This is a genomic window from Zhouia amylolytica (assembly GCF_900116365.1).
Taxonomy (GTDB): Bacteria; Bacteroidota; Bacteroidia; order Flavobacteriales; family Flavobacteriaceae; genus Zhouia; species Zhouia amylolytica.
On the sequence record NZ_FPAG01000001.1, the window covers coordinates 539,214 to 551,772 of the forward strand.

Genomic DNA, 12,559 nt, shown 5'->3' on the forward strand with positions numbered 1-12,559 from the left:
AAAAAAAATAACTATGAAATCAATAAGAATAGTATCATTTATAGCATCTATCATGCTACTGGTAGGATGCAATGAAGATTTTTTAGATCGCCCGGATCTGGATAATATAACCACCGATAATTATTGGCAAACCCCGAATGACTTAAACTTATTTGTCATTCAGTTTTACACCTCATTTCCGGGATGGAGTCCGGGAGAGTGGAGTGGAGGAATTTACTGGTATGACGCCAGTAGTGACAATATGCTTAGAACCAATGTCAATAACAGGCTATCCGGAAGAAATACCATCAACTCAGGTAATGGCAACTGGAACTATAGTAACATCCGTTCTGTAAATACCATGTTATCAAAATACCAGGAAATAGATGCACCATTTGATGAGATGTCACAATATGTTGGTGAAGGGTATTTTTTCAGAGCTTATTACTATTTTAATCTTGTAAGAAGCTACGGAGATGTGCCATGGATCACAGATCCTTTAAGCCCGGATTCAGAAGAATTATACAGTGAAAGAACTCCTAGAAATGAAGTAATAAACAATATCCTCGCAGATCTTGATAAGGCTATAGAATATATGCCTTCCGGAGAAGTAAGCAATGGGAACAGATTAAACAAAGAGATTGCTTTATTGTTTAAATCAAGAGTAGCATTGTATGAAGGTACCTGGGAAAAGTATCATTCAGGAACCCCTTTCGGAGTTAGTGGATCTGACGGAACACAATTTTTACAAATTGCTGCCAATACAGCTAAACAATTAATAGATAACCCTGCAGGTTATGGTGTTTATAATACCGGAGCCACAGATAACGACTATTGGGTATTATTCAATCAAACCGATTTTTCAGGACATCCTGAGGTAATGCTCTGGAGAGCTTTCGATCGCGATTTGGGAATTGCCCACAACGGACAACGTTATTTACCGAGAATCGGAGGAGATGTAGGATTAACCAAAGACCTTGTAGATCAGTACCTATGTGCCGACGGCCTACCAATTTCACTCTCTGGTCAATACCAGGGCGATCAGGGATTGGAAAACGTGTCAGCAAACAGAGATCCACGTTTCGCCCAAACAGTATATTTACCAGGAGATCCTATGGAGGAAGTAAATGGTGAAATAATTACCGCTTTCGAACAAGCTCCGTTAGGTCAGAGCGGATCTGCCGGTTGCCCTTCAGGATATATGGTGTTTAAAGGTGCAAATCCCGATCCTGCGCAATATTCTTCAGGAGGTGTAGGTACAACGTCATCACCGATCTTTAGATTTGCTGAAGTGCTTTTAAACTACGCAGAAGCAAAAGCCGAATTAGGAACTATTACCCAAACGGATATCGATATGACCATTAATGCGCTGAGAGATCGTGTAGGAATGCCTCATTTAACCTTAAACAGCATCCCTGCAGATCCGAATTGGAATTTCCCTGAGCTATCTCCAATTATTAATGAAGTGCGAAGAGAACGCCATGTAGAGTTCGCTGCTGAAGGATATCGATTTGATGATATCATGCGTTGGCAAGCTGCAGATGAGTTAATTGTAAATAAAAGATTCAAAGGAGTTTATTTTGTACAGGAAGATTTTCCTAACCTTACCCCTGGGGTAGATGTTTTGGTAGATGCTGACGGATATGTAGATCCGCATCAAAATCAAATCGCATCAGGAAATCAATTTAATGTGAACAGAGATTATTTACTTCCTGTGCCTTTAAATGAAATTACATTAAATCCTAAACTGGAGCAAAATCCTGGTTGGGAGTAAAAAAAATCTATTATCTACACATAGAAATAGATTAATTTGGTTGATTAATTCAGGCCATTGTATGATACAATGGCCTGATTATTTTATAAGAGGCGGTCAGTTTCTTGCCGGGTAAAATGAGGTCCCGTTACCACAAATACCTTCCGAGCCCGATTTTATATTAGTGCCTTTTGTTGCACCCATCACCAGCAATACTACTATCCGATCGTTATAGCCCTTTATCCATCACGAAATCTTCCATTAAATACCCGTTTCCGATATCAATATCTTCCGAATACATGGTATTAAAACCCAGTTTTTCATAAAACCCAGTTGCTTTATTGTAACGGTTTACATTCAGGGTTAAGGTATTATTATGGTGTTTCTTAGCCTCCTCAGCTATAAAGTTTATTAAAATCCTGCCGACACCCTTACCCTGACTTTTAGGGTGAATATAGATTTTATGAATCTTGGTTTTAGCTTCGTTCTTATAATTAAACTCGTAAGCCGCAAAGCCGAAATAGTCGTCGTTTTCTTCTGCGAGTATAAATTTTATTCCACTTTTAAATTGATCCTTTAGCGATGCAGTACTATACATCCAATCCAGCATATAATCAATTTGTTCAGGCGATAGAATATCTTTAAAGGTAGCAGGCCATGTCTCTAACGCCAAAGCACGTACAATGCCTAATTGCGCCTCGTTTGCATAAATAACATTCATGATTCCCTTCTTAGTGTTTAAATTAAATACTAATCCTGTTATATTTCATCCATTCATTGACGGTATGTATCCAGAACTTCAAAAAATCATTACTGAGAAAATGATTCGTAAAATCGTTAAATCTTTGCACATGAATACCGGTATAATGAAGCCAAATGGCTAATCCGCCAAAAGGCACCAGCTCTTTTTCTTCTTCTGAAATACCGGTTATAGATTCATACCCCTCGTAGAAAGCAGCCATTTTCCTTTTAAACAGCTCCTTATCAGGTTCATTTTTAAAAATCAGCATCAGGCTATACCCGATGTCTAAAAACAACCAACCATTGCCGGTATTATCAAAATCAAAGAACGTTATTCGATCCTCATTTTGAACCGCCATATTATCATACCAGAGGTCCAGATGAACGATCCCCGATCGCAATTTAGTAGCATCAGCACTGGTGAACCTTTCGTGAATCAATTCTTTAGCACGCTTAAAATAATGCATTTCAGGATTAGATTCCGGAAAAAAGCTCAGAGCGGTGTCATAAGCCCAGGCAACTAAAGTATCGGAAGTATAGGATTTTCGACCGATCGATTTATGCGCTGTCAGCCGATGCATTTCAGCCATAGACTTACCCAACAATCTACACACCTTTTCTGATGGATTCTTAATGTTTTCTCCCTCCGCATAAGAAAACAGCACAGCAAATCTTAGCCCTTCAGGAGCTTCAATTTGTTGAATATATTGCTGTTCCAGGTCTTTTATCGGATAAGAAACACCAACATTATTTTCATTTAAATAATGGAGCAGTTTTAATTCTTCTGCTATCTCCTCTTCTGTTTTCCAGTCTTTAAAATAAACCCTGAGCACATAGTTACCATTCGTAGTTTGAATGCTGTAATTATGGTTGATACCCGTTTTTAAAATACCCGTTTGTGCACAAGTTGACAGGCCATATTTCGTCTCCGCCCAGGTTGCCAGATGTTCCGGGCAAAGGATGGAACTTAACGCAGGAATATGATTCATTGAAATAGATACTAAGCGTTTAAAACTTTTTCAATGGCATCCAATTCCTCCTTACTGAAGTTCAGGTTTTGAGCAGCCTCAATATTGTTTTTCAATTGCTCGGTTTTACTCACCCCTACCAATACGGTAGTAATTCTTTTATCTTTCAATAACCACGAAATAGCCATTTGTGCCAGCGATTGACCGCGTTGTTGAGCAATTTCGTTGAGTTTCTTAACCTTTTCAATAATTTCAGGGGTAATCTTATCACGCTGTAGGTAACGACCGTCTTTAATCGCCCTGGAATCTTCAGGAATGCCGTTAATATACTTATCGGTCAATATACCCTGCTCCAGTGGAGAAAAGGCAATAGCCCCGATCCCTTCATTTCCCAGTACATCCAATAAGCCGTTTTCTACCCAGCGGTCGAACATATTGTATCGCGGCTGGTGAATCAGGCATGGAGTTCCCAGGTCTTTTAAGATTTTAGCCGCCTTGGCTGTGTCTTCGGCATTGTATTGTGAAATACCTACATACAAAGCTTTTCCCTGTCTTACAATGTGATCCAAAGCACCCATGGTCTCTTCCAGCGGCGTATCAGGATCCGGACGGTGATGATAAAAGATATCGACATAGTCTAAGCCCATACGCTTTAAACTCTGGTCGAGACTGGCAATAAGATATTTTCTCGAACCAAGATTACCATAAGGACCCGGCCACATATCCCATCCGGCCTTGGTTGAAATAATGAGTTCGTCGCGGTAAGTACCAAGATCTTTTTGAAGGATGCGGCCAAAGGTTTCTTCAGCAGAACCATATGGCGGACCATAATTATTCGCGAGATCGAAATGAGTAATACCATGATCAAAAGCAGTTCTTACCATTGATCGCGCATTTTTAAAATCGTTTGAGTGTCCAAAATTATGCCAGAGCCCAAGTGAAATTAAAGGCAGTAATATCCCGCTTTGCCCACACCTTCGGTAAGGAATGGTTTCATAACGGTTCGCATTCGGTACATATAAGGGTAATGGATTATGATCGTTTGTGTTCATTGGGGTGTTTATTGTAATATGCTGTTAAATTTTGCTGAATCAGCTAATAGTTTAGATGAGGTTACTATCGCTTCATCATTTTTCAAATAGTAATTATAAAGTCCTTCCTGATAGAAATAACGCTTAATAAGCTCATCTTCTAACTCTTTAATAATATTCTTCTTAAACGTATCTATCGAGCTTATTTTACTTTGCTGAATATCCTTTAATAGCTTTTCATAATCAGCTTGTACCTCGGCGCCAAAATCTTTGGTCTCCCCTGAGCTCATTAAATCCTTGAGTTCCCTTTCTGTTTTGGTTTCATATTCAAAACCTGCCGCTGCCACAAAAGACTTAAAGTCACTGTAGTCAGACTCCGTTAATTCGAAGTTAGACATATCCGAAATCGGATGATTGTAATAATAGTTGGTAGCGTAATCAAAAACCACATTATTTTGAATCAATGCACGCGTGATAGCATTGTTTTGAAGCGCTTCAATTTTAAGATCCGGAATAACCCCTCCACCGTCGTATACCTTACGGCCATTCTTGGTTTTAAACTCGTTGAATTGCGTGTTTTTAACCGCATTTCCCTGTTCATCTCTATGCCAATAGTCCAACGACTGAATACACCTTCCACTTGGCGTGTAATAACGCGAGATCGTTACTTTTAACTGTGTTCCATACACCAGTTTAAGCGGACGCTGCACCAGTCCTTTTCCAAAGCTCTGTGATCCTATAATCACCGCTCTGTCCAGATCCTGAAGCGCTCCACTAACAATTTCACTCGCCGAGGCACTTCTTCCATTAATCAATACCACCAAAGGAATGTTTTCATCCAAAGGCTTACGTTTCGTATAATACGCCTGATTGAACTTTTTAACTTTCGATTTAGTGCTCACAATAAGTTCGCCTTTAGGAACAAACAAATTGCAAACCTCAATCGCCTCACTTAAAAGTCCACCCGGATTCCCTCTCAGATCAAGAACCAAACGCTCTATACCCTGGGCTTTTAAAGCCTCAATAGCCTCCTGGGTTTGTTTGGAAGCCTTTCTGTTAAATCGCGATAAAACAACATACCCGGTTTTATCGTCGATCTTTCCATAAAACGGTACCGCATCAATTTCAATTTCTTCACGCTCTATAGTGGCCGTCTCAGTGGCTCCCTGTCGCTTGTAAGTAAGCTTAATTTGACTGTTATTGGCTCCTTTTAGGAGTTCTGAGGCATCTTCATTGTATTCTGATACATCGACGTCATCTATTTTAATAATTTCGTCTCCTGCCTTTAATCCGGCCTTATCTGCAGGCGAATCTTTATAAGGTTCTACAATAAGAATTTTGTCAGGATAGTTGCGCACCACAGCACCAATACCCGAGTATTCACCATTTTTACGAATCCTGAATTCTTCCACATCCTGTTCATTCATAAACTGCGTATACGGATCGAGATCATCGAGCATATTCTTAATGGCAGTATCCATCAGTTCTGCAGGATTGGTTTCATCCACATAATTCATGTTCAACTCCTTGAACATCGTGGTGAATATCTCTATCTGCTTGGCAATTTCAAAGAAATCGTTTTTAAACGAACTTGCCGAAATTAAAACGAAGACCGCTAAAACAGGGATTAGCACTCTTTTTCTTAATAGCTTCTTCATAACAATCGTATTTTATGAGTTCGATTCTTGCTGAATCTTACTTATGAATTTATTTAAAAGTTTTTGCATGGCGGTATTTAATTCCTGAAAATCCGGAATTTCCTTTCCAAGGTACAAAAACATAAAGGCATGACTTGTTTCCAGATTGTTAAAAATGAGCTCTTTGTTCAGACGGTAGGCTTCACGCATCAACCTTTTTACCTTATTCCGGTCTACAGCTTTTTTAAACTTGCGTTTAGGAACCGAAAAACCCGCCTGAATCGTAAACGCTTCAAACCAATCATCATTTTTAATATAAACAACCCTTAAAGGGTATTTAGAAACCGACGAACCCTCAGTAAACATGCGTTCTATCAGTTTCTTACTTTTTAATTTCTCTTTTTTAGGAAATGTGTAATCCATGCAGCAAAATATCATTCTGTGTAAAAATAGAAAAACCTATTCACATAAGTCTCAAAAACCACCGGCTCTTGTTTTATGAATAGATATTGTATCTTTCAGAAGTTAATAACCATGACAAAAATAGTGTGAAGAAATTACTTATTACCAGCCTTACGCTTATGCTTATTGTAAGTTGTAAAAAGGAAAAAGAAAAACAAGATACCGCCGAGGAAAAAAAAGAAAACGTTACCTATTTCTACGTCGGAACCTATACTGATAAAGAAAGTCGCGGAATTTATCGCTACGCACTCTCTGAAGACGGATCCCTCGAAAAACAAAAACTGCTGGCTGCTACCGAAAATCCATCTTTTCTGTCGTATACCGCAGACAAAGCCTATTTATTGGCGGTTAATGAAAATGAAACAGGCACGGTAGAATCCTACCAAATAACCCCTGACAGCCTGGTGTTTATAAACAGAAGTTCCTCCGGGGGTGCACATCCCTGTTTTGTTACCACCACACCAGATAATTATGTGCTAACAGCAAATTATACAGGAGGAAATACCGGACTCTTAAAACTGGATGCCAATGGAAAACTATCAGACTTGCTCGATATACATCAGCACCATGGCGATACCTTAAACGCAAGACAAACCGGTCCGCATGCACATTCCGTATGGGTACAACCCGATCGTTCTTTGGTGGAAGTCGACCTCGGCACCAATCAACTGTGGTTCTCTGAAATTAAAAATGACAGCCTCATAGCCAAAGCACCGGCAACCCTCGATATGAATCCGGGTGACGGTCCGCGGCACATGACCTTTCACCCAAATGGCACCTATGCCTATGTTATTAATGAATTAAGCAGCAGCATTGTAACCCTGAAGAAAAACGCTGAAGACAAGTGGGAAAAACAATCAACCATTAGTACCCTGCCAGCCGATTTTAAAGGCGACAGCTATTGCGCAGATATCCACATATCCTCAGATGGTCAATATGTATATGGCTCTAACCGCGGACATAATTCCATAGCCATTTTTAAAGTGGAAGAGAATGGAGAGCTAATGAATATAGGTTTTGATTCCGTAAGAGGCGACTGGCCCAGAAACTTTACATTATCGCCCGATCAAGACTTTTTATTGGTTGCCAACCAAAACAGCAACAATATTATTGCATTTAAAAGAGATCAGACAACCGGACTGCTAACATATGTAAGCGAAGTAGCGGCTCCTTCTCCGGTGTGTATCCTGTTTTAAATCGGTAATAGTTCGAAAAAAAGAGTTTATAATTAACCACATAAAAAATGCCGACCTCAATAATTAAGGTCGGCATTTTTATCAGAAACAATATAACACTTAAAATATTATTCCGAATAAGTATTGTTATCCTTATTAATATCAGCCATAAAGCCGTTAGGGTCTATAACGATACTTTTTATTTCAGACTTCGATTTATTAATGGTAAAATCGTAAGTAGGATACGCCCATGCCCAGTCAGGCAATACAGTGCGTTTTGTATTTGTATACGGGTTCGTAGGCTTCTCACCACGCATCATTCGTAGCGGGGCATAGAAATACTCCTGAGAACCATCGTTATAGGTAACGATAACATCTATAGGCATTGGCATTAAACCGATACGCTCCATAGTTACTTTGGTTTTATTCCCCTCAGCAGTAACCCCTTTAATACCATAGTCAATAGTATTGGTAGTTTGAGTCCAATCCGTTAAATACCAGTCTAAATGAATTCCCGAAACCTTTTCAGCAACACGCTTAAAGTCGTTAGGCGTCGGATGTTTAAACTTAAAATCGTTGTAATAACGCTTAATCGTTTCTTTTAAATTATCCTGTCCGATTACATACCCCAACTGAGATAAGAATACAGCCCCTTTACTATAAGCAGCAATACTGTATGCAGCATTATAGTTATACCTGTCAGCATGCGTAGTTTGCGGTTGCTCTACTCCCGATTTAACGATATAATAGTAGCCCTTGTAAGAACCAATACTCGGGTTCACAGGGTTTTTGTTTTCAACGTGATTTTCCGCCAGAGTAGAGATATAAGAAGTAAACCCTTCATCCATCCACTCGTACTTAGACTCGTTGGTAGCCAATAAATGCTGGAACCAGGCATGAGCCATTTCGTGTGCCGTAGTACCGAAAAGACTACCATATCTTTTACCTCCCGCAATAAGCGTACACATAGCGTACTCCATACCACCGTCACCACCTTGAATCACAGAGTACTGCTTCCATGGGTAAGGTCCGATGTGCTCATTAAAGTAAGCTAAAAGCTCAGCAGTAGGCCCTTGAACCTTTTTCCAGTTATCTACGATCTCAGGATCATTTTTATAAAGGAAGTGTAAGGTAACACCACTTTCAGTCTCCAGTTTGTCGTGAATGTATTCCGGATCAGCAGCCCAGGTAAAATCGTGTACCATCGGCGCTTTAAAATGCCAGGTTAATTTTTTCCCGCGCGGACGCTTAACTTGCGTACCCTCTTTTTCGTAGTTGTAACCAATCTCATTAGGGTTTTGCAGGTAACCCGTACCACCAACTACATAATCCTTGTCGATAGTCAGTTTCACGTCAAAATCACCCCAAACACCTTGAAACTCACGAGCGATATACGGACTGGTATGCCACCCCTGGAAATCATATTCAGCCATTTTAGGATACCATTGCGTCATCGATAATGCAACCCCATCCTTACTATTTCTACCACTTCTTCGGATCTGAACAGGCACCTGCCCGTCAAACTCCATAGTAAAAGTAGCAGACTCACCAGGAAGGATACCCTTATTAAGACTAACTTCCAGTACCGTTCCCTCAACATTATAAGTTACAGCCTTTCCGTTTTGCTCAAGACTTTTTACCTTAATATAACCAATCTCAGAAGGCGATAACTTCGCAATACGACTTTCGTATTTAGGATTTTCCTTAGTCCCCAGGTTATTAACCATACGACCATCAGGGTCAGGAATATTTTGTAAACGGCTATCCATTTCACTTCCCGGCTGGAAAGCATTAAAATATAAATGATAATAAACGCTGTTTAGCGTATCTGGAGAATTATTGGTATAAGTTAACACCTGACGCCCCTCATACCGATAATTTTCAACATCCATATCGATATCCATCTTATAATCGACATGCTGTTGCCAATACGAAGTGTTGTTTTGAGCAGTAGCTAAAGCAATACCAAACAACATCAGGACAACAGATAAGTTCATGTATAATTGCGTTCGTTTCATAATAAGTTAGTTTAGAAAAAAAGAGCATGTCTAAAAAGCTTCTTTTTATAAAAATTGTCAGTCTGAGCCTGTCGAAGACAATTTGATCTCCAACAGATTACACTTCGACAAGCTCAGTGTGACATAAATTTTCACCACTTTTTAGACAACCTCTTGAATAATATTTATAAATTGATTTCTCCTCTCGAAACCTTATCAGCAAGGATGATGGCATTGTATAAGTTTACCATTTTCCCTGATTTAGAAATCGTTGCAAACGACTCCTTATCCGCAGGATTACCACCTAAGATCACATTAGATTTAGCCGCAAGACCAGAGTTCATAATAACCTGCTTCACCTGTGCAGCACTTAGCTTAGGATAGTAAGATCTGATTGTAGCCGCTACCCCGGCAACCGCAGGTGCAGCCATAGAAGTACCTTGTAGGTATTCATAAGTATTTTCAGGAGTGGTAGCCCATATCTTGGTACCCGGAGCAAAAACATCCACATTAACCTCTCCGTAGTTAGAGAACGTAGCGATCATTTCAGGACCGTATTTGTAGTGTAAAGCACCAACCGTTAAAAAGTTGTCAGCGATCTCCGGACTGTTATCCTTTGCGTCGTTAGGATATACATTCGTTTTATCAAGATCCTCACCTTCGTTTCCGGCAGCATTAACGATCAACACATCTTTTTCAGCAGCATACTTAATCGCATCCCATACCCACTCCGGGTTAGGAGAGTAATACTTACCAAAACTGGTGTTAATCACCTTAGCACCATTATCAACCGCATAACGAATAGCCAAAGCAATATCCTTATCGTACTCATCACCGTTAGGTACCGCTCTAACCGCCATAATTTCTACGTTCTGAGCAACACCGTCCATTCCGATATTGTTATTTCTGGTAGCAGCAATAATTCCTGCAACGTGTGTACCGTGCTTTGCAAGCTCGCTATCCGTAATCACATCACCATTACCGTAATCAGTATCATTGATATCATAAGGGTCGTCACCAACAACAGCTCTTCCGTCAAAATCAAGGTTTAGATTGTATTTAAGTTGATCCGTATAATAATCAACCCCACCTTTAATTTGTTCTTTTAAATCCGCAACACCATCAGTTCTGCTTAGAAACTGAGACATCATCCCTTTTGCTTGTAAAAGAGCCTGATCGTCAGTTTCAATAGCATCGACATCCTCTTTAGTATATTCCTTTTTACCCAGGTGTTTAGCGATGGCTTCATCCGCATCTAAAACCACCTGGTATATTTGTTCATAACGCTGTGCATTCTGAGAGGCCTCCTGCTTCTTCTTATCAAATTCAGCTTTTGCCTTTTGATAAGCTGCCGAACCATCATCACCTTTTTTTACGATTCTGGTCAATTCGAGGTTTTCATCAACAGCCTCCCCTAAGAAATTCCACCCGTAAACATCATCGATATAACCATTCTTATCGTCATCGATTCCATTATTTGGAACCTCATCCTTATTGATCCAGATCACATCTTTCAGGTCTTCGTGGTTAATATCCACACCCGAATCAATAACCCCAACGATCACAGGTTGTCCCTTACGAGCATTTAAGATTTCGTTATAGGCTTTTTCAACAGACATTCCCGGGATGGTATCCTGAACCAGGTCAAGATGACCCCAGTGCTTCATTTCAGTATCTGTAAGTTCAGTTACTTTTAAAGGAGTATTATCTATGTTTTCTATTGGGGTAGAAACTAATTTTGGCGATCCACATGCAGCCAAAATAAGAGCCATAGAGGCCGTACTTAAAATAGGTTTAACAATTCTCATTTTCAATATCAATTATAGTTCAATTTTTAGTGATTCATTTTTTTGAAAGCTTATTTAAAAACTTCATCAAAGGTGAAGGTGTCTTTTAAACGAACGCCTTTTTCAGTATGCTGCAAGGTACAGATCTCATGATGGGCGTCGTGCTCCAACATGATGTAGTACTCCTGATCAACAGCGGTTTCAAGAAAAGTCTCTTTTTCGTCTAAAGTGAGTAACGGTCTGGTGTCGTAGCCCATTACATAAGGCAAAGGAATATGCCCGGTGGTTGGTAAAAGGTCGGCAGCAAACACAAGTGTTTTGCCTTGGTATGTAATATGAGGGATCATCTGTTTGTCGGTATGACCGTCGACATATAAAATGTCAAAGCCCATTTCAACAGACCTTTCGTATGAATCCCCATTATTATCGATAAAATTTAATTGCCCGCTTTCTTCCATGGGCTTTATGTTTTCAGGAAGAAAAGAAGCTTTTTCACGAGCATTCGGCTTTACGGCCCAATCCCAATGATCTTTATTGGTCCAGAACTTCGCATTTTTAAATGCCGGCTCATAGCCGGTTCTGTCCTTGTTCCATTGAACACTCCCTCCGCAATGATCGAAATGCAAATGAGTCATAAACACATCCGTTATATCATCCCGATGAAAACCTGCCTTTTTCAAAGAAGTGTCAAGATCGTGATTGCCCCATAAATAATAATAACCAAAGAACTTATCCGATTGCTTATTGCCCATTCCGGTATCGATTAGTGTAAGTCGATTACCATCTTCAATAAGCAGGCATCGGGCAGCCATATCTATCATATTATTTGCATCTGCCGGATTGGTTCTTTGCCAGATAGACTTTGGTACTACACCAAACATAGCGCCGCCATCAAGCTTAAAATTTCCGGATTCAATGGGGTAAAGTGTCATAAAATCAATTTTCTATATTCAGAAATTAGTCTTGCAAATTAATAAAAGCATTGCTGAAAAGTCATTATTACCTTATTTTATTAGGCGTTTTTTAACA

General features: G+C 39.7%; 10 protein-coding genes. 2 read left to right on the forward strand and 8 right to left on the reverse strand.

What is annotated here, in order from left to right:
- Positions 1-13: 13 nt before the first annotated feature.
- A complete protein-coding gene (locus tag BM361_RS02300; protein WP_074976608.1) occupies positions 14-1,753 on the forward strand; it encodes a RagB/SusD family nutrient uptake outer membrane protein in 1,740 nt (579 codons plus the stop codon).
- 208 nt (positions 1,754-1,961) lie between these two features.
- Here the strand turns inward: BM361_RS02300 and BM361_RS02305 are convergent, their stop codons facing one another.
- The 5 genes from BM361_RS02305 to rnpA are packed head-to-tail and all read right to left on the reverse strand — an operon-like array spanning position 1,962 to position 6,532.
- Positions 1,962-2,453, reverse strand: coding sequence for a GNAT family N-acetyltransferase (locus BM361_RS02305; protein ID WP_074976610.1), 492 nt, complete (start codon positions 2,451-2,453; stop codon positions 1,962-1,964).
- Positions 2,454-2,475: 22 nt separating this feature from the next.
- Positions 2,476-3,462 (reverse strand): phosphotransferase, encoded by a 987-nt coding sequence (locus tag BM361_RS02310; protein WP_074976611.1) that lies wholly within the window; start codon positions 3,460-3,462, stop codon positions 2,476-2,478.
- Positions 3,463-3,473: 11 nt separating this feature from the next.
- The gene (gene mgrA / locus BM361_RS02315) at positions 3,474-4,493 is read right to left on the reverse strand and encodes an L-glyceraldehyde 3-phosphate reductase (RefSeq protein ID WP_074976612.1); all 1,020 of its coding nucleotides are present in this window, start codon (positions 4,491-4,493) and stop codon (positions 3,474-3,476) included.
- Positions 4,494-4,501: 8 nt separating this feature from the next.
- On the reverse strand, positions 4,502-6,130 hold the full coding sequence (locus BM361_RS02320; RefSeq protein ID WP_074976614.1) for a S41 family peptidase: 1,629 nt from the start codon (positions 6,128-6,130) through the stop codon (positions 4,502-4,504).
- Between the two features lie 12 nt (positions 6,131-6,142).
- Positions 6,143-6,532, reverse strand: a complete 390-nt coding sequence (gene rnpA / locus BM361_RS02325) for a ribonuclease P protein component (protein WP_038268150.1) — start codon at positions 6,530-6,532, stop codon at positions 6,143-6,145.
- Positions 6,533-6,657: 125 nt separating this feature from the next.
- On the opposite strand from rnpA, the gene BM361_RS02330 reads away from it, so the two are divergent.
- On the forward strand, positions 6,658-7,767 hold the full coding sequence (locus tag BM361_RS02330) for a lactonase family protein (RefSeq protein WP_254785723.1): 1,110 nt from the start codon (positions 6,658-6,660) through the stop codon (positions 7,765-7,767).
- Between the two features lie 107 nt (positions 7,768-7,874).
- On the opposite strand, the gene BM361_RS02335 is transcribed toward BM361_RS02330, so the two are convergent.
- From BM361_RS02335 to BM361_RS02345, 3 genes are all read right to left on the reverse strand, one after another.
- Positions 7,875-9,764 carry a M1 family metallopeptidase gene (locus BM361_RS02335; protein ID WP_074976616.1) on the reverse strand — a complete coding sequence of 630 codons (1,890 nt, stop codon included), beginning with the start codon at positions 9,762-9,764 and terminating at the stop codon, positions 7,875-7,877.
- 164 nt (positions 9,765-9,928) lie between these two features.
- Positions 9,929-11,551 carry a S8 family peptidase gene (locus BM361_RS02340; RefSeq protein ID WP_074976618.1) on the reverse strand — a complete coding sequence of 541 codons (1,623 nt, stop codon included), beginning with the start codon at positions 11,549-11,551 and terminating at the stop codon, positions 9,929-9,931.
- Between the two features lie 50 nt (positions 11,552-11,601).
- A complete protein-coding gene (locus BM361_RS02345; RefSeq protein ID WP_074976619.1) occupies positions 11,602-12,462 on the reverse strand; it encodes an MBL fold metallo-hydrolase in 861 nt (286 codons plus the stop codon).
- Positions 12,463-12,559 lie beyond the last annotated feature (97 nt).